The sequence below is a fragment of the Pseudoduganella sp. GW821-FHT05F09 genome, assembly GCF_059419605.1.
On record NZ_JBWKSD010000004.1, the window covers coordinates 647,363 to 664,228 of the forward strand.

Annotated in this window: 26 protein-coding genes; 17 read left to right on the plus strand and 9 right to left on the minus strand. The window is 62.6% G+C overall.

The genetic code is table 11. The annotated features are described in order from the left end of the window. Positions 1-195: 195 nt before the first annotated feature. The 9 genes from AC07S4_RS16560 to AC07S4_RS16600 form a co-directional block, all read right to left on the minus strand. Positions 196-549 (minus strand): four helix bundle protein, encoded by a 354-nt coding sequence (locus tag AC07S4_RS16560; protein WP_494987681.1) that lies wholly within the window; start codon positions 547-549, stop codon positions 196-198. A gap of 18 nt (positions 550-567) precedes the next feature. Further along, the gene (locus tag AC07S4_RS16565; protein WP_494987682.1) at positions 568-978 is read right to left on the minus strand and encodes an Lcl C-terminal domain-containing protein; all 411 of its coding nucleotides are present in this window, start codon (positions 976-978) and stop codon (positions 568-570) included. Between the two features lie 81 nt (positions 979-1,059). After that, positions 1,060-1,263 carry a hypothetical protein gene (locus AC07S4_RS16570; RefSeq protein WP_494987683.1) on the minus strand — a complete coding sequence of 68 codons (204 nt, stop codon included), beginning with the start codon at positions 1,261-1,263 and terminating at the stop codon, positions 1,060-1,062. After that, positions 1,253-1,567 carry a hypothetical protein gene (locus AC07S4_RS16575; protein ID WP_494987684.1) on the minus strand — a complete coding sequence of 105 codons (315 nt, stop codon included), beginning with the start codon at positions 1,565-1,567 and terminating at the stop codon, positions 1,253-1,255. Before AC07S4_RS16575 ends, AC07S4_RS16570 begins: the two co-directional genes overlap by 11 nt. Beyond that, positions 1,564-1,707, minus strand: coding sequence for a hypothetical protein (locus tag AC07S4_RS16580; protein WP_494987685.1), 144 nt, complete (start codon positions 1,705-1,707; stop codon positions 1,564-1,566). Before AC07S4_RS16580 ends, AC07S4_RS16575 begins: the two co-directional genes overlap by 4 nt. Beyond that, positions 1,704-1,934, minus strand: a complete 231-nt coding sequence (locus tag AC07S4_RS16585) for a hypothetical protein (protein ID WP_494987686.1) — start codon at positions 1,932-1,934, stop codon at positions 1,704-1,706. Before AC07S4_RS16585 ends, AC07S4_RS16580 begins: the two co-directional genes overlap by 4 nt. Positions 1,935-2,252: 318 nt before the next feature. Further along, positions 2,253-2,894 carry a hypothetical protein gene (locus tag AC07S4_RS16590; protein ID WP_494987687.1) on the minus strand — a complete coding sequence of 214 codons (642 nt, stop codon included), beginning with the start codon at positions 2,892-2,894 and terminating at the stop codon, positions 2,253-2,255. Between the two features lie 816 nt (positions 2,895-3,710). Then, positions 3,711-3,938 carry a toxin-antitoxin system HicB family antitoxin gene (locus AC07S4_RS16595; RefSeq protein WP_494987688.1) on the minus strand — a complete coding sequence of 76 codons (228 nt, stop codon included), beginning with the start codon at positions 3,936-3,938 and terminating at the stop codon, positions 3,711-3,713. Between the two features lie 623 nt (positions 3,939-4,561). Then, on the minus strand, positions 4,562-5,083 hold the full coding sequence (locus tag AC07S4_RS16600) for a helix-turn-helix domain-containing protein (RefSeq protein ID WP_494987689.1): 522 nt from the start codon (positions 5,081-5,083) through the stop codon (positions 4,562-4,564). Between the two features lie 91 nt (positions 5,084-5,174). Between AC07S4_RS16600 and AC07S4_RS16605 the strand changes: the two genes are divergently transcribed. From AC07S4_RS16605 to AC07S4_RS16685, 17 genes are all read left to right on the plus strand, one after another. Then, entirely contained in the window at positions 5,175-5,498 is a 324-nt protein-coding gene (locus AC07S4_RS16605; RefSeq protein ID WP_494987690.1) for a Cro/CI family transcriptional regulator, read from the plus strand. Next, positions 5,495-6,211 (plus strand): Lcl C-terminal domain-containing protein, encoded by a 717-nt coding sequence (locus tag AC07S4_RS16610; RefSeq protein ID WP_494987691.1) that lies wholly within the window; start codon positions 5,495-5,497, stop codon positions 6,209-6,211. Before AC07S4_RS16605 ends, AC07S4_RS16610 begins: the two co-directional genes overlap by 4 nt. Before the next feature lie 42 nt (positions 6,212-6,253). Then, entirely contained in the window at positions 6,254-6,562 is a 309-nt protein-coding gene (locus AC07S4_RS16615; RefSeq protein WP_494987692.1) for a hypothetical protein, read from the plus strand. 67 nt (positions 6,563-6,629) lie between these two features. Then, positions 6,630-6,902: a hypothetical protein gene (locus AC07S4_RS16620; RefSeq protein ID WP_494987693.1), complete on the plus strand. Its 273-nt coding sequence runs from the start codon at positions 6,630-6,632 to the stop codon at positions 6,900-6,902. Positions 6,903-6,972: 70 nt separating this feature from the next. Beyond that, positions 6,973-7,359, plus strand: coding sequence for a hypothetical protein (locus tag AC07S4_RS16625; protein WP_494987694.1), 387 nt, complete (start codon positions 6,973-6,975; stop codon positions 7,357-7,359). 27 nt (positions 7,360-7,386) lie between these two features. Then, positions 7,387-7,629 carry a hypothetical protein gene (locus AC07S4_RS16630; protein WP_494987695.1) on the plus strand — a complete coding sequence of 81 codons (243 nt, stop codon included), beginning with the start codon at positions 7,387-7,389 and terminating at the stop codon, positions 7,627-7,629. Continuing rightward, positions 7,626-7,757: a hypothetical protein gene (locus AC07S4_RS16635; protein WP_494987696.1), complete on the plus strand. Its 132-nt coding sequence runs from the start codon at positions 7,626-7,628 to the stop codon at positions 7,755-7,757. The genes AC07S4_RS16630 and AC07S4_RS16635 overlap by 4 nt, the downstream gene beginning before the upstream one ends. Beyond that, positions 7,754-8,032, plus strand: coding sequence for a hypothetical protein (locus tag AC07S4_RS16640; RefSeq protein WP_494987697.1), 279 nt, complete (start codon positions 7,754-7,756; stop codon positions 8,030-8,032). The genes AC07S4_RS16635 and AC07S4_RS16640 overlap by 4 nt, the downstream gene beginning before the upstream one ends. After that, complete coding sequence (locus AC07S4_RS16645) at positions 8,029-8,388, plus strand: hypothetical protein (RefSeq protein WP_494987698.1); 360 nt, start codon at positions 8,029-8,031, stop codon at positions 8,386-8,388. The genes AC07S4_RS16640 and AC07S4_RS16645 overlap by 4 nt, the downstream gene beginning before the upstream one ends. Continuing rightward, a complete protein-coding gene (locus AC07S4_RS16650; protein ID WP_494987699.1) occupies positions 8,385-8,768 on the plus strand; it encodes a DUF4406 domain-containing protein in 384 nt (127 codons plus the stop codon). The genes AC07S4_RS16645 and AC07S4_RS16650 overlap by 4 nt, the downstream gene beginning before the upstream one ends. Beyond that, positions 8,765-11,002 (plus strand): DNA cytosine methyltransferase, encoded by a 2,238-nt coding sequence (locus tag AC07S4_RS16655; RefSeq protein WP_494987700.1) that lies wholly within the window; start codon positions 8,765-8,767, stop codon positions 11,000-11,002. Before AC07S4_RS16650 ends, AC07S4_RS16655 begins: the two co-directional genes overlap by 4 nt. After that, positions 10,999-11,469 carry a hypothetical protein gene (locus tag AC07S4_RS16660; protein WP_494987701.1) on the plus strand — a complete coding sequence of 157 codons (471 nt, stop codon included), beginning with the start codon at positions 10,999-11,001 and terminating at the stop codon, positions 11,467-11,469. Before AC07S4_RS16655 ends, AC07S4_RS16660 begins: the two co-directional genes overlap by 4 nt. Positions 11,470-11,638: 169 nt before the next feature. Then, positions 11,639-12,052 carry a DUF6283 family protein gene (locus tag AC07S4_RS16665; protein WP_494987702.1) on the plus strand — a complete coding sequence of 138 codons (414 nt, stop codon included), beginning with the start codon at positions 11,639-11,641 and terminating at the stop codon, positions 12,050-12,052. After that, on the plus strand, positions 12,049-12,549 hold the full coding sequence (locus AC07S4_RS16670) for a Ref family recombination enhancement nuclease (RefSeq protein ID WP_494987703.1): 501 nt from the start codon (positions 12,049-12,051) through the stop codon (positions 12,547-12,549). The genes AC07S4_RS16665 and AC07S4_RS16670 overlap by 4 nt, the downstream gene beginning before the upstream one ends. A gap of 7 nt (positions 12,550-12,556) precedes the next feature. Beyond that, positions 12,557-15,160, plus strand: coding sequence for a DNA methyltransferase (locus tag AC07S4_RS16675; RefSeq protein WP_494987704.1), 2,604 nt, complete (start codon positions 12,557-12,559; stop codon positions 15,158-15,160). Further along, the gene (locus AC07S4_RS16680; RefSeq protein WP_494987705.1) at positions 15,157-15,969 is read left to right on the plus strand and encodes a hypothetical protein; all 813 of its coding nucleotides are present in this window, start codon (positions 15,157-15,159) and stop codon (positions 15,967-15,969) included. Before AC07S4_RS16675 ends, AC07S4_RS16680 begins: the two co-directional genes overlap by 4 nt. Continuing rightward, on the plus strand, positions 15,957-16,856 hold the full coding sequence (locus tag AC07S4_RS16685) for a DUF1376 domain-containing protein (protein ID WP_494987706.1): 900 nt from the start codon (positions 15,957-15,959) through the stop codon (positions 16,854-16,856). The genes AC07S4_RS16680 and AC07S4_RS16685 overlap by 13 nt, the downstream gene beginning before the upstream one ends. The last annotated feature ends 10 nt before the right edge of the window (positions 16,857-16,866 follow it).

The following is a 16,866-nucleotide window of genomic DNA, read 5'->3' on the forward strand; positions in this document are numbered from 1 at the left end:
TCGCTGTTGTCGGCGTGCTGCGTCCTATCGTACTAACTACGTCGCCGAGCCAAGGGCCGTGGCCAGTCAGCGGGGAAACTGCGCCAGACCGAGCCTGGACGACGCCAGTGGTATCTGCTGCGCGCATGTCGGTGGCCTTGTGAGCCAGCGGTACGACCAGATTAAAGATTCGCGTAGTCATAGCGGCCTTGACCATTATGAAGCGAGCGAAGTTGCGGAACGGCGCCAGCCGGCTGCCTGCTTGCCCACACTGGTCGTCAAATCGATGGCCTTGGCGTACTGGCCCTTCGATATGAGCTGCTGGTCGCAAGACAGGCGAAGCAGCAATTCGGCGACCTGCAGGCGCTCAATCAGTTCGGACAGGTGAGGCGCTTTGTGCTGCGCAACGTTCGCCCGGAACACCAGCATGACGATGGAAAGGCATTCGTCGCGAAGGCGTCCACCGACACCCTGCTTGAAGTCGCGAGGCATATTTTTGACCAGCGCCACGCTGATATCGAACAGGTTGTAGGCGACCTTATAGATCGGCAGAGAGGTATGGAGTGCCATGCTGAGAAAATAGTTAAATTAAGAAATTGCTAATCTGCGGACGGCGCGAGCGCGGCCGGCGAACGACTTGAGGATGTTGTCCTGGTCGCCGTTGCCGAAGTACTGGGTCCAGGCATAGTCGCTGTTGCCGGCGTGCTGCTCGCAGGACCAGTACCATGCCTTCTCGAAAGCATCCTTGGCATTGGCAAACAGCAGCCGCTGCTCGCGGCGGGTGGGCAGTTCGCCGCCAGCCGTCTTGGCCCAATCCTTGGCCTGCTGCCACGTGACCTTGGCTGCATCGCCTGGCAGCAGGAACAGATGCGCGTCAGGCGCGCCGCTCTCGCCCAGCAGCAGGCCAGCGTAGACCTCGCCCGGTTTCAGGTTTTCGGCGAGGAACTGGCGCTTTGCCGCCGCCATCACCGATTCGACTTCTACTACAGTGGATTTCATGGAATTTCCTTGTATGGTTGATAGGGCGCCGTGTACTGCATGCGGCAAATCAGGGCGGTTCGCCAACGACGTGCACAGTGATCATTTCTTGCCCCTTGGCGCTATGGCGCGTGCATCGGCAAGCATTTGATCAGCGGCGGCCTGGAGGCGAGAACGCTCATCGTCGTCGGCCTCGCGCGCGGTGAATCCCTTGCTGGTTCCCCGGAGGTGCTGGCGGGTTCGGAAGGTGCGCGCCGCCTTGCGATCCTCAGCGGTCATGCCGTTTGAATCAGTCTTATCGGACATGCGCCCTCCGCAGCAGGGCGGAGGCCTTGGCGCTGGCGATGGCCAGCCGTACCGAATGCTGAATGGTGTGGCCGGCGCGCCAGTTTCGGGCGGCTTGCTTCGAGATTTCGGCCACCATTAGGCTGAGCGCGTCCATTTCGCGCTGCCTGGTCGAAGGGTTTGCAGGCTGCCCGGAGCTTGCGGTGTTCGCAGTGGCGCGGGCGATCTCGCCGAGGTGGTCCTCATCCTTGCGCAGCGCGTTGGCGTACACCAGGATGCCAAGCACGAATGCGGCCAGGATACGGAGAAGCAGGCGCCAGGTCATGGCAGGCTCGCTACGGCGGCGCCGGCGACGTTCGACATCCAGTCCGCCAGCGCTACGAGGAGAAACACGCTCACCACCAGCACGCCGCCGTGACGCTCGCACCAGCCGCCCGGTTCGCCGAACAATATGCGCGCGCTCACGATGCCGCTCCGGAACGAGCGGCCACTTGCATTGCGCCGCAGCGATGGTACTCATGGGCGAGGACGCCGCCGGCCGGGATGTCGTCAGGCGCATCGAGGTTGCCGTCCATGAGGGATGGCAGCATTCCGCTGTCCTGATAGGCGAAGTCCAACTGGTCGCACACCCGCAGCCGCGCGGCGCGGCCGCCTGTGGCATTTCGCAGCAGTGAAGCATGGTTTCGGTGCATGTCGATCTCCTTTAAAAGTCGTTGTTGGCGGCCCGGCGGTACGGTCGGGCGCGAGATTCCTGATGAGTGAAGCTGGACCACCAACACGAGAGCCGCCTGGCGGGCAGTTGGCCCTCGTGTTGACACCCTTGCGCGGGTGAGGCGTTACCGCGAGCGCGTGGTCGAGCCCAGAAGCCCCCAGCCAAGCTGGCGGCGGGTTTCTTCTGGCGTTGGCGGCGGCAAGCTGGAGAGCCGGCGCAGCTGGCCCCAATAGCGGACCTGCTGTTTTGTCGGGTGCGAAGTAGGCGTCATCATCTGCTCCAAGAAATGGATAAATGATTAAATTGGCAATCTGCGGACGGCGCGAGCGCGGCCGGCGAACGACTTGCGGTTGACGTTCTGGAAGCCGCTGAAGAAGTACTGGATCCAGGCAAAGTCGCTGTAGTCGGCGTGCTGCGTGCTGGACCAGTACCAGCCGGCGGCCAGGGCATCGGCGCCGCCGGCGCGGAAGCTCTCGACGGTGGTCTGCAGCGGGGATTCGTCACCATAGGCCTCGCCAACAGGCAGGCTGCTCGGATTCACGCCATCGATACCGTCGGCGTAGTTCTCATCGTCGGTCGGCTTCAGGTGGCGGTACTGCAGTTCCTGCTGGTCCTGCGCCGGGATGGCCCAGTCGGTGAAACCGTTGATGGTCAGGGCCAGGGCGGCCTTGGCCAGCTCGCTACCGGCTTCGGCCATGGCGATGGTATTGGACAGGCCGTCGGTGCGGCTGGTGGCGCCATCTACGCGCGCCAGGCTCACGTTCCACGCGCCGCTCAGCTCGCCGGCGGCGCCAGCGGAGATGTTGGCGAAGCGCTGGCCATTCTCGATCGTGACGCCGATAAAGAACCCGCCGCCGAACGGCGCGCCAATGGCGGGCAGGGAAGGGGATGGCGTGGTGGATTCTGCTACTACAGGTGCTGCTGCGAGTTGTGCGGACATTTCGGTCTCCATCGGTTTAGTGTTTCGATGGATAAGTGTAGAACTCTTAACCCACTAAAGTCAAGTGTTCTACACCGATTGTTTGAAATATTTTACGATCGGAGATTTTTACGCAGTCAGTACGATAAAGTGCCCCGAGAGCGGTGAATATTCAATTGGCGGACAGGTAAGGCATGTCGATATGTTGCGCCGTTTGCTCGGCCGAATTCGACTAAGGAGGAAAGGAGTTACGGTACGAATTAAGGCGCGTGCCCGTATTTGACTCTATAGGATGTTGTTAATGCATCGCACTGCGAGCGCTTGTCCATTGCCTCGCCCGGGCGGAACGCCCTAATGTCATCGAGGCATTGGTCGATGTTGCTCTTTTCTATAAGCTTTTGCATCTCAGGAGACGTGCCAGCTGGGATGACCGCTGCCAGCGATGCTGGCGCGGTTGGCGTCGAATACTCACGCTCCATGCGCTCGCAAGCACTAGCTATGAAACGGGCGTCGCCAGGACTATTGGACTTCACCTTTTGCGTTTCCCAGCATTGCTCTATAGCGGCTCTGGCAGCGGATCGCGCTTGCCCTTCGGACGTCCCACTAGCCAAATACCCAATTCCGAAAAAAGTAGCCATCCCGCCCAGTACAATGTAAAGGGCCAGTTTGTGTCGACGCACTTTAGCCCCGCACCCAGGGCAGGATCGCGCCTTGCTGCTGACAGGTTTGCCACATTCAGTACATGGGATGAGTGCCATATTTCATTGGGAGGAGTCGGGTAGTAGGGCGATGGTACCGGGGAACGGCTCTTTCAATTCTATTCAATTGTTTCGCGCCCTATTGTTGGGCATCTTGTAGCACCCTAAGGGCGGCCTTGACCTCGGCTAGTTCTAGAGAAAGTTCACGAATGTGGTTAAGAATAGGGCCGGCACGCAGGCGATGATTGATCTCGGCATTTACGCTCCAGCCATTGGACTCCGCTGCCGACAGCAATTCATCGTGCAGTTGCAGAGACACTCGCAGAGACAACTTCTTCTGCTCCAGTTGTTTTTTTGGATTTTTCATCGCGCGATGATTGCGCGCGCCAACCGGCTAGTGTTGTTTTTGACGCCATTTGGCGTCAAATTTTCTCTTCAACGGTTTTAGTGGTGAATTTAACAATTCCCAGTCCTCTCTGCTAACTACGCAAACGATAGTGACCGCTTCTTAAGTTCCACTTGGCAATACTTATTCCCAATTGGGAGTGTGTGACAATTCGCGTATATTTGGAATTCCCCAATCAACACAAGGAGTTAGCAATGGAGTGTAGTGACCCACGCCGCGCAGACGAGGACCGGGCTAGGGCGGCACTGGAGCGCATGGACGACGATGCCTTGGCAATGGCCACCAAGATGATGGAGGAGATGGCAAAGAAGCACCCAAGGCAGCCCCGCACCGACCTGGCTGTCATCAAAGAGGGCACGAAGCGGCACGACTAATTGTTAAATATTGATCTGCCTCGACCTCGCAGATCAATCGTCCTGGTGACAATCTGCACTGAACGTTACAATTGGCGAGAATGCAAGAGTAGGAATAGGCGTATTGTTGTTCTTCAAATACACAACTTGCCTAAAATGAACGCTATCGAATCGGCCATGAAAGCCTATCGAGCATTGGATGACGAAAGCAAGAACGATATGCTCGTTGTGTTATCTGCTTTGGCTGTCGCTTGCCCCAGGAAGCCGATTCTGAGGCTCGTCGCTAGCAAGAACAGAGGCGAGCCCGGCTCTGGGCGCAGCGGCGGCAGCAACCTCAATGAGTTTTCTACCCTTCGGCGTCGCCATACGAACGAGGTTTAGAATCCTTGCCTCAAAATCTGTGATAAATCCAATCCTCATCAACACGTCGGCATGAACAGGGCTATCTGTTCTCGGCAGCGGAAGCGCATGGTGCGCCTCGTCAGCCCCTGGGATTTTAGTCTCTGGCGCCGGAAGCGACCCTAGCTTTCTTGGACCTTTGCCAATCATTAGCCAGATGTGGTTGTACCCCAAGTTCTTTTCGATCGCCAATGCATAGTTGATATCTATCGACTTAATCTTGCCAGCAAGCCATTGGTTGACCACACTCTTTGAGGCCTCCGCAGCTTTCGCAAGCGCGATTTGGCCGCCACTCCCATCTGGGCCGGCCAGGTCATCACAGATGAGCTTAACTCTAGAAATCAAATCGTCCATGGTTAGAACTCTAAACAAATAGGGGTAAAGTGTGCTTGACCTGATTGGGTGTAGCGTTCTATACTCGACTCAATGTTGAATCGAGGACGCCATGACCTACCAGGAACAAGCTGAAGCTAGTCGCATCATAAATGCGCTAGGTGGCCCATCAGCCGCAGGGAAGCTGCTCGGCATTTCAAAAAGTGCCGTTTCACAGTGGAAGAAGAATGGCGTTCCCAAGACGCAACTAAAGTATCTGCGCTTGGCTCGACCAGACGTGTTTAAGGCTACCGCATCTGCACCTCGCCGCGCTGCCGACTCCAATTCTGCTGCCCGCGCCGGCCGCCAGCCGCCCACCACCAACAACATCCTCGACACCGTGCCGGAGCATGCGGCAGTGGTTGTCGGCGCTCCTGATTCCGAAAGCCTGCCATGACCGACACAATTAACGCTGAAGAACTGGCCGCTGCCATCGCTCAGACCCGTCACGTATTCGAATCCGATCCGGCTGCCGGCGACGTGCTGGAGTACCTTAAGGCGGTGCTGGATAACCCAACCCCTGCGCCTGCTGCGCGCTTCGCGACTTTGAGTGGGGACATCCAGCAGCTGATGGCCGAGATGCAGCAGAAAATCAATGAAGCTTTCGCGCTCCCCACCGCACTCGTTCGCCCACCGGAGCAGGTCGCCATCGTCCGCCGCGTGGTCGTGGAAGTCGACACCAGCCAGATCGACGCGGCGCTGGCCAAGGTCGCTGAACTGAAGGTTGCTTGCGCAATCTCCGCCGCGGCGCCAGAGCCAGCTGCTGGCGATCGCGTGGACGGCGGAATCTACCTGGGCATCGTAGAAAGCGCCGCCCGCGTGCGTGAGCGCGTGATCCTGCTCGATGGCGATGCGCAGGACGTGTCCTGGGACGAAGCGATGAAGTGGGCCGAGCTGCAAGGTGGTGCGCTGCCTACGCGTGCCGAGCAGCGCCTGCTGTTCGAAAGGCTCCAGAGCCAATTCCAGCCTCGCTGGTACTGGTCCTGCGCGCAGCACGCCGACGACAGCGGCTATGCCTGGGACCAGTACTTCTACGACGGCTACCAGTACTACGGCCACAAGTCGTTCGCCGGCCGCGCTCGCGCCGTCCGCAGATTGCCAATTCAGTAATTCATCCATTCGATTTGTCCTTTCGCATTCCGAGGAGCCGCTATGCAAACCGCCGACCAAGACCATGCCGATGTGCCGACCGTAAGGGCAGTACTGCACCAAGCCATCCTCGCCGCCTTCAAGGCTGACGACTCCAATCAGGAAGCCGCCGCCGGCGTGCTGACCGACCTGGCCGTGGCGTTCGCCGGCGTGCTGCGCGCCGGCGACGCACAGGACCTGGCGCTGGCGGAACTGCGTAAGCAGACCACTCTGCTGGAGGTGATCGCGAAGCAGGGCGAGTTTCAGCTGGACTACGTCAGCGCCGCCAGCGATCCGGTGCGTATCGCCGACCTCGGCGGCCTACCGGGTTAGCCCGCTACGAACGCATCACCCGATTCATCATCCCTTTTCCTGCACCACCTTTACTAGGAGAACCACCATGACCCAGAGCGCCAAATCCCCGCGCGACGTTGTTGTTAAAGCGCTGCTGAACCCTGACGAGTTCCTGGCCTTTCGTAACGCGTGCGACAAGTCCGATGTTTCGCATAGCAAAGCCCTCCGTGATCTGATTAAGGGCTTCGTCGCCCGTTGCACAAATGGTATGCCGCCGCGTGCGAAGAAGGAATGGCCAGGCGCTGGCCAGAACATGGCCATGTTGGCGACGGCGCGCCGGGCGGTGTTCGGCCCGCAGATGGTTCACCAGCGTCTTTGATGGGGCATTCCGATACCGCATTAACCCGGATGGCAGCGTGCAGGTCGAGTAACAACCAGTGGAGGCGGAGATGAAGAAATTGAGCGGGTGGTGCAGGTTTATCGCATGGCAGGTGCTGGTGTTCGGGCTGATATCGCTGTGGCGCCTGGCCGGCATCGACAGCGCGCTGGTGCTGCTGCAGGTCGTCGCCTGGCTGTTCGGTGTCACGGGCATGCTTGCGGCGTGCCTGTGGCCGAACCGCGGCTTGTGCCAGCGCAGCGTCGCCCGCATGGCCGCCAGCGCCGCCAGCACGCAGGTGATTGCGCTCCTGCTCCTGCTCAATCTCCAGGTGACCGCCGCACTGCTCTACATGCTTGGCGCAGCCGGCCGCGAGATCTATCGCCGCCGCTGCGCTGCAGCCCGATCCGTTTCACCACAAGGTGCCGCGCCGGCAGTCGCGCGCGGCGCGCAACCATAGTTCTTACCAAACACAAGGAGATTGATCATGCCCAAGAAGTCCGCATCCACCCGCTATTCGCTGGTCCCGCTGTTCGACAAACTGCTGGGGCAGTTCCACCTGAAGAACGACGCCGCGCTTGCCCGCGCGCTGGAAGTGGCGCCGCCGGAAATCAGCAAGGGTCGCCACGGCAAGCCGATCCCGATTGATCGCCTCATCCTACGGATCCACGAAAAGTTTGACATTCCAGTCGCCGAAATTCGCTCGCACATGGTGGTGGTCCCGGCATGAGCGAACAGAAGCAAAACGAGCGGCGCGACGACGTCGCCGACGAAGTGCTTGACCACCAGCCTGGCCACGTCATGCAGCGCGTGCACTACGAGCGCATGGCCCAGGAAGCGGCAGCCGAGCAGAAATGAAAAAGGCCGGCGTGCAGGCCGGCCAATCCAAGACTTCGAAAGACACCATGAGCATATCACATGACAGCAGCGCGGCCACCACGGCAAGCGCTGACGGGAAAGTCACGCCCAAAGATCATATCGTGCAGTGCGCGCACAACTGGAATGCCGATCGCAAGCAGTGCATCGCGGCGCCGGCCGGCGAGAAAACCCGCGCGAAATCCAAGCTGTACGCCGCCGAGCAGCGCCTATCCGAGGCCTGCGACCGCGACATCCGCAAAGGTGGCCAGCCATGACCATCCGGACCATCATCCCGACTGAGCAGACCCGCCGCAAGATCGAGGGCATCGTCCGCGATTGCTGCCCGATCAAGGGCGCCGACCTCGCTTCCGCGCTTAACATGAGTGCCGTCACCACGAGCCGCCACATCCGCGCGCTGAGTAAGCGTGGGCGCGTGCACCGCGTCAAGCCCGCCGGCCGCCGCGCGCCAGCTGGCGGCATCTGGGCGCCCGGCCCGGAGCCAATCGTGCCAGGCATGGCTGGCCAGGTCGACATCCAGGGCATCATCCGCCTGCCGAGCGTGACCGTGCGCATCGGCCTGCTCGAAGCCCACTTCTTCGGCCGCGCCACCGTGAGCGAGGTCCGACCATGACCCGCATCTACCTCGCCGGCCCGATGTCCGGACACCCTGATCTGAACTTCCCCCTGTTCCATGCCGAAGCCGCCCGCCTGCGCGTGCTGGGCTATGACGTCGTCAACCCGGCCGAGATCAACGGCGGCGCCGACGAACTGGTGGACACGGCAGCCATGACGCCCGACCAGCTGCGCGAGCACTGGCGCGCGTGCATGCGCAACGACATCGCAGCGCTGCTGACCTGCGCCGGCGTGGCGCTGCTTCCCGGCTGGTATAAATCCAAAGGCGCGAGCCTGGAGGTGCACATTGCCTCCAAGTTCGATATGTCGGTGAGCATGGTCAGTGACCTGGTGGCGCGCGTGTCGAATTTCAGCGACGTGGATCGGGAGGCTGCATGAAGCGCGATCTCATGAGCATGGCACTGGACCTGGGCCACGAGCTGATCATCGACAACTTCGCCGGCGGCGGTGGTACGAGCACGGGCCTGGAGGAGGCTTTCGGACGCCCGGTCGATATCGCGATCAACCACGATCCCGAAGCGCTGGCTATGCACGCCATGAACCACCCACACACGAAGCACCTGTGCGAAAGCGTGTGGGATGTCGATCCGATCAAGGTGACCAACAACCAGCCCGTCGGCCTGGTCTGGCTCAGCCCAGACTGCAAGCATTTCAGCAAGGCCAAGGGCGGCACGCCGGTGGCGAAGAACATTCGCGGCCTGGCCTGGGTGACGCTGCGCTGGGCGGCCAAGTGCAAGCCACGCGTGATCATGCTGGAAAACGTCGAGGAGTTCAAAACGTGGGGGCCGCTCATTCGTGTTGAGCGCCAGGAAATCGACGATTGCGGAAAACCAATTACGACATCAGCGTGGATGCCCGATCCTGCGAAGAAGGGCAAGACCTTCGAGAGCTTCCTGCGCCAGCTGCGCGGCCACGGCTACACGGTTGACCACAAGGAGCTGCGCGCCAGCGACCACGACACGCCGACCATCCGCAAGCGCTTCTTTCTGGTGGCGCGCCGCGATGGCCTGCCGATCCGCTGGCCGGCCGCAACGCACGGCGCGCCAAGCTCGCCGGCCGTGCTGGCCGGAAAGCTGCTGCCGCACCGCACGGCCGCCGAATGTATCGACTGGTCCATCCCGTGTCCGTCGATCTTCGAGCGCAAGCGCCCGCTGGCACCTGCCACGCTGCGGCGCATCGCCAAGGGCATCATGCGCTACGTAGTCGACGCGCCCGCGCCGTTCATCGTGGGGCAGGGTGGTCCGATCTATTCCGGCAAGCCAGTGTCGGCGGCGCAGCCTTTCGGCACGCTCACCACAGAGAACCACCGGGCTGTGGTCGTGCCCAGCATTGTGCCAGTCACGCACCAGGGCGGCGACCGCAGCGAATCCGTGCACGAGCCGTTCCGCACGATCACCGGCGCGCAGCGCGGCGAGAAGGCCTTGGCCGTGGCATCCATGGTGCAGGTGGGCTACGGCGAGCGCGAGGGCCAGGCGCCACGTGCACTCGATATCGAGAAGCCGCTGGGAACGATCACTGCCGGCGGCGGCAAGGCCGCGCTGGTCAGCGCATTCCTGAACGAGCACGCCAACGGCAGCAACCAGCGGGTAATGCCCGTGGACGAGCCGCTGCGCACGATCTGCGCCCAGGTAAAGGGTGGGCACTTCAGCGCAGTCTCCGCCACCTTGGTGGGCATGGGAGGTGGTGGTGAGTGCCACCCGCGCGGCGCCAACGAAGCGGCGGCCACGATCCCCGCAACGGGTGACACCGCGCTGGCGCCTGCTGAACTCGCGCCTTTCGTTATGACCAACACCACCGGACACCCTGGCGCAGAAGTCGGCGCGCCGGTGCCGACCGTCACATCTGCCGGCAACCAGGCCCTGGTCACGGCGCACATCACAAAGTTCCGCACCGGCGCCACCGGCAGCGATATGAACGAGCCGCTGCACACGATTACAGCTGGCCCGAAAGAGAACCCCGCAGGCAATGCGCACGCGATGGGGATCGTCACGGCAAACCTCATTCACATGGGGCACGGCGAGGGCAAGGATGGCGGCAAGCGCTTCAGTCACGGGATCCGTGATTTAGAAGTGCCGCTAAACACGATCACGGCCAGCGGTGCAGCCGGCGGTATCGTAACGAGCAGCCTGGTGAAGCTGCGCGGAACCAGTAGCACCGCCAGCATGGACGAGCCGCTGCATACGGTCAGCGCCGGCGGCCAGCACCACGCCGAGGTGCGCGCCTTCCTGCTGGCGTACTACGGAACCGACCAGGACCAATCTCCAGATTCGCCGCTGGCGACAGTGACGAGCCGGGACCGCTTTGGTCTGGTGACCATCCGGGGCGTGGACTACCAGATCGTGGACATCGGCCTACGCATGCTGGATCCGGCAGAGCTATACCGCGCCCAAGGTTTTCCGGCCGACTACATCATCCGTGAGATCCCGGACCCTGACCTGCTGTTCAAGGACGGGCACCAAGTGGATGGCAGCCCTCTGGACCTGCCGCGCATCCCGCTGACGAAGAGCTCCCAAGTGCGCATGTGTGGCAACAGCGTTTGCCCGCCCATGGCGCGCGCCCTGATTGCGGCGAATTTCGGTCATGAGCGCCAGATTGCAGGACGGGCAGCATGATAGGCGTGCAAGCAAGCTTCGATTTCGACGCGCTGGCGCCGGGCGCACCGCGCAGCGCCGGTACCGTCCGTCGCCAGACTGAGGATCCCGCAGCTATGGCTCGTGCCCACTGGAAGGTTGGCATTGTCACGAGCCTGCCGCTGTTCTGCGAGATTGAGGGCGTCGGCCGCCGCTACACCCAGATGCTGCCGGGCGTGATCGAGACGATCACCGGCGACCTAGCCAGCGTGCGCATCTACGCCGCGCCGGAATACGGCTCGTGGGTGGAGAGCTGCCCGCTACACCGGGCGCTGGCCATCAGCGTGCAGCTGACGGAACTGGGCAAATACCACGGCAATGACGACCTGCAGCGCCTGGCCGACGAGGGCAGGCTGGCGACTGGCTCCGAGCAGCTGGCCGCCGAGGTGCGTGCTCGCCACGCGGCGGCGATGTCCGGATGCGTGCGTGAAATAATGGAGGCGGCATGATTTACGATTTAGCAAGAGCGGAGCGCCAGCACCGCGCTATCCAGGCCGACACCCGGCCTCCGATGCACTTCTCCATGCGCACCTGCACCGGCGAGTGCCGCCGGCAGCGCTCCGTTGGCCAGTTCGCGGCCGGCAGCACGGTGTGCATGCGTTGCGCTCGGCGGGCGCCATGATCGCCCGCATCACCAACATCCGGCCCGCCGACGCCAACAACCAGGTTGTAACGACCGAGGGCGGCCACGCAGGCTACCGGCGCCAGCCCTGCGCGAATTGCCCGTGGCGCGTCGACGCGATAGGCGAGTTTCCGGCCGAGGCATTTCGGCACAGCGCACACACTGCGCACGACATGTCGACCACGACGTTCGGCTGCCACGAATCCGGCACCATCAAGCCAGCTACCTGCGCGGGGTTCCTGCTGCGCGGCGCCGCGCACAACATGAGTGTGCGCCTGGGCCTTATCCGTGGCCGGTACCGCAATGATGTGAGCGACGGCGGCCACGCGCTGCACGCCAACTATCGGGCAATGGCAATCGCCAACGGCGTCCCTGCAGACGATCCAGCGATAGCGGGGTGTCGCTCATGAAGCGCACCGGCATGAAGCCCAGCACCATGCCGCTGGCACGCACGCCATTCAAGCGCCGCGCCCCCATGCCCAGCACCGGCATGCTGTCCGTGCAGGCGCACCAGCGTGCGGCGCCGGTGCGGGAGGCGACCATGAAGTCGGGGCAGCGCCCGCGCACGCCGGCCGACATCCTGCTGCACGACCGCTTGGCCGCGCTGGGCTGCATCGCCTGCATAAAGGATGGCGTACACAGCCCGCGCGTCAGCATCCACCACATCGACGGCCGCACGAAGCCGGGCTGTCACCAGCTGGTGCTGCCGCTGTGTGCCGGCCACCACCAGGATGGCACCGGCGAGGACAAGACGCTGGTCGCGGTCCACCCATGGAAGGCGCGCTTTGAGGCTCGCTACGGCACCCAACTCGAGCTGCTCGCAGAGTGCATGCACCACATCAACACCACAAAAGACGAAGCCGAGCAGGTTGCAGCCCGCCCGGCTTCTGAACACCACCACCTCTGAGGAAGTTATGTTTGACAACATTTTAGCCGATTACAATTCATTCCTCCGAAACAAGATCCGTCTGGCGCAGAGCAAGGGCTTCGACGTCCCACTGGCGGACATCCACCCTAGGCTAAAGCCCCACACGCGCGACATCGTCCGTTGGGCGCTCGCAGGCGGCCAGCGCGCCATCTTCGCTTCGTTCGGCCTGCACAAGACGAGCACCAACCTGGAGGTGATGCGCCAGATCGGCATCCACCGGCCTGGCCTGCGCCTGATCGTGCTGCCGCTGGGCGTGCGCCAGGAGTTCATTCGTGAGGCGGCGCGCCGCTTCACTGGCGAGCAGGCCATCGAGGTGCGCTTCATCCGCAGCGACGCCGAGGCAGTCGACCCGAGCGTCATCTACCTGACGAATTACGAGTCGGTCCGTGAGGGCAAGATCGACGTCAAGCGGTTCCGCGCTGTGGCGCTGGACGAGGCCAGCGTGCTGCGCAGCTACGGCAGCAAAACCTATCAGGAATTCTTGCCGATGTTCGATGGCGTGGAGTTCAAGTTCGTCTACACGGCGACGCCGAGCCCGAACCGCTTCAAGGAGCTGATCCACTACGCCGGCTTCCTGGGCGTGATGGACACCGGCCAGGCCCTGACGCGCTTCTTCCAGCGCGACAGCGAGAAGGCGGGCAACCTGACGCTCTACCCACACAAGGAGCAGGAGTTCTGGCTTTGGGTGGCCAGCTGGGCGGTATTCATCCAGAAGCCGAGCGACCTGGGCCATTCGGACGAGGGCTATGACCTGCCCGAGCTGGACGTGCGCTTCCATGAAGTCGCCAGCAACTACGATGCGGCCGGCGCCGAGAAGAACGGGCAAGGCCTGCTGATCCCGAACGTGGCCATGGGCCTGTCGGCTGCCGCCGGCGAGAAGCGCGAGAGCATGGCCGCCCGCGTTGCCAAGGTTGCCGAGATTATCGCGGCGGATCCGGACGACCACTTCGTCATCTGGCACGACCTCGAGGATGAGCGCCACGCCATCCAGGGAGCGGTGCCGGGCGTCGTCAGCGTGTGGGGTACGCAGGACCTAGAGCAGCGCGAGCAGCGCATCGCGGACTTCAGCGATGGCAAGATCAAGGACCTGTCGACCAAGCCGATCATCGCTGGCAGCGGATGCAACTTCCAGCAGCACTGCCACCGGGCGATCTTCGCCGGCATCGGCCACAAGTTCAACGACTTCATCCAGGCCATCCACCGCCTGCAGCGCTTCCAGCAGCAGCACCGTGTGCGGATTGATATCGTGCACACCGAAGTCGAGCGCGCGGTGCTGGCCAGCCTCATGGAGAAGTGGCGACAGCACGAGGAAATGCAGACCAAGATGGGCGCGATCATCCGGACCTATGGTCTGGACCAACTGTCCATGCAGGACACGCTGGCGCGCACCATTGGCGTCGAGCGCCAGGTCGTGGCCGGCGAGCGCTTCAGCGTCGCGAACAACGACTGTGTGCTGGAAGCGCTGCAGCAGCCGGACAACTCGGTCGGGCTGATCGTCACCAGTGTTCCATTTGCCAACCATTACGAATACACGCCGAGCTACAACGACTTCGGCCACACTCAGGACAACGCCCATTTCTGGGAGCAGATGGATTTCCTGACGCCGCAACTGCTGCGCATCCTGCAGCCCGGCCGCATCTACGCCTGCCATGTGAAGGACCGGATCAACTTCGGTAACGTGACCGGCGCCGGCGTGCCCACCGTAAGCCCCTTCCACGCCGAGGCGCTGTTCCATGGATTGAAACACGGCTTCGACTACATGGGCATGATCACGGTGGTGACGGACGTGGTGCGCGAGAACAACCAGACCTACCGCCTGGGTTATTCCGAGGTGTGCAAGGACGGCACGAAGATGGGTGTGGGCTCGCCCGAATACATCCTGCTGTTCCACAAGCCGCAAACCGATCGCACGCGCGGCTACGCGGACGAGCCGGTCACGAAGGCTAAGCCCCTATGCCTGACCGACGACGGCGCGGCCGTCGACTTCGACCGCAAGCTGGCGCCGATCCCTGGCAGCGGCTACAGCGTCGCGCGCTGGCAGGTGGACGCGCACGCATTCTGGCGCTCCAGCGGCAACCGCCTGCTGGGCGCCGGCGAGATAGCCGCCTACGGCCCGGCCAAGCTGGCCAAGGTGTTCACCGAGCTGTCGCTGACCAACGTCTACGACTACGAGCTGCACGTGCGCGTCGGCGAGACGCTGCTGGCGAACAAGGCGCTGCCGGCCGATTACTTGAGCCTAGCCCCGGGCAGCGCCGATCCGATGGTGTGGCACGACATCGTGCGCATGCGCACCTTGAATGGCGAGCAGTCGGCGCGTGCGGTCGAAAAGCACGTGTGCCCGTTCCAGATCGACATCGTGGACCGGATCATCAACCGCTACAGCAATCCGGACGACTTGGTCTACGACCCGTTCTGCGGCCTGGGCACGGTCCCGGTGCGCGCCATGAAGCTGGGCCGCCGTGGCGCCGGCTCCGAACTGAACCCTGCATATTTCACCGACCAGGTGCACTACTGCCGCGCGATGGAGCGCGAGCTGAGCATGCCGACGCTGTTCGATCTAGTGGCACTCGACCAGGAGCAAGCAGCATGAATGATCAGAAACTCTACGAATTGATCGCGCGCACGCCCAAGATCCGCGCCGTCCAGATCGCAGACGCACTCAGCCAGGAGCTGGTCGACGTGAGCGATGCGCTGCGGCCGCTGGTCGAAATGGGCGATGTGGTGCAGAGCGCCGGCTTTACGCCCAAAGGGAACCCGACGCAGGTCTACGAGCTAAGTGCAGAGTTCAAGCGGTCCAAGGACGGCACCGCCATCTTGGCGCGCATCGCGGCCCAGGGCGCTGAGTCAGGAAGGGCATCTACGCCGGCGCCCAGCGCGGTGCCGCAGGTGCCGACCAGTGCGCCATTGCCAGCACCTGCGGCGTGGCCATCGTCACCTTCCAAGGTCGATCGGGCCATCGGCTACATCAGCGAACACGGCCAGGCCAGCAGCGCCCAGTTGCGCGAGGTGATGGGGCTGGTTGAAAAGACCGGATCGCCGTCGTCATACCTCAAGTGCGCGCTGCAGGATGGCCGCGTGAAGTGGGATGGGAAGGTCTATACCTTGGGTGCGGATCCGAAGCCGCGTGGTACCGCATTTGGCGGTGCGCTTAGCCTGCCAGGTTCGACGCCGCTCCCGCGCAGCCCAGCGAAGGCCGTATCGCCGCGGCCGTCGGTTGCAGCGCCGCCGGCGCCGGGCCCGGCCGTATCGCCCTCTACGTTCCGCTGTGGCATATGGCTGGACGACGTGATCGAGATGCAGCGTGATGGCGCTCCTGTCGGCACGCTGGCGCGCGCCGAAGCACTGGTGCTGCGCGACTTCCTGAACCGCGTATTTCCGGAGGCCGCATGTCTGAATTAGCACCGCTTGTTCCCATGGATGTCGACCTTAAGGGGTTCCCTGGGTTCGTATTGGACGTAGAGGCCCTGCTCGCAAGCGAGATGGTCGCGCTGGCGTCAGCGGAGGAGATCACCGCTGCGCTGATGCTTTGGTGCCGCGCCTGGCAGCAGACGCCTCATGGCTCGTTGCCGAATGATGATCGGGTTCTGGCGGCCTTCTCCAAGGCGAAGAACTGGAAGAAGGTGCGCGACATGGCGCTGCGTGGCTTTGTGCTGTGCAGCGATGGCCGCTTGTACCACCGCACCCTCTGCAAACGAGTGATGGAGGCATGGGCCCAGCGTGTCGCCTACGTGAAGAAACGTGAGAAGGACGCTGACCGACTTCGCGGATGGCGCGATAAGAAACACGTGTCAACGCCAGATGGAAACAGCATTGGAAACACTGATGGAAACGATTCTGAAACGCGTTTCGACGCAGCGACGAAACCGTTAAGTAGTGAAGTGAAGGGAAGTGAAGTAAAACCTTATTCCGTTCCTGACGGAACGGGCGCTGCCGCGCCGCCGGCTGGACTCTCCTCTGCTGATGCAGTTTTCCAGGTCGCCGTGCCGTGGATGGTCGAGCGCGGCATGGCCGATAAGGCGGCGCGTTCCCTGCTCGGCGCCGCTCGCAAACAGCTTGGTGACGATGGCGCTTGGGAGTTGGCATCGGACTGCATGCGCGAAAAGCCGCTTGAGCCCGCGAGCTGGCTGGCGGCGTCCTTGAACGCCCGGATCGGGCGGCCGAAGGGGCAGGCTGGTGAGAAATTCGCCGTCGCCGGGCAGGACTACAGCGCAAGCAGGGCGGCCATGGAAGAATCGATGCGCCGAAACAACATCATCGTCAACGACGCCGACAACGCGCCGCTCTAGGGGAGAAGTC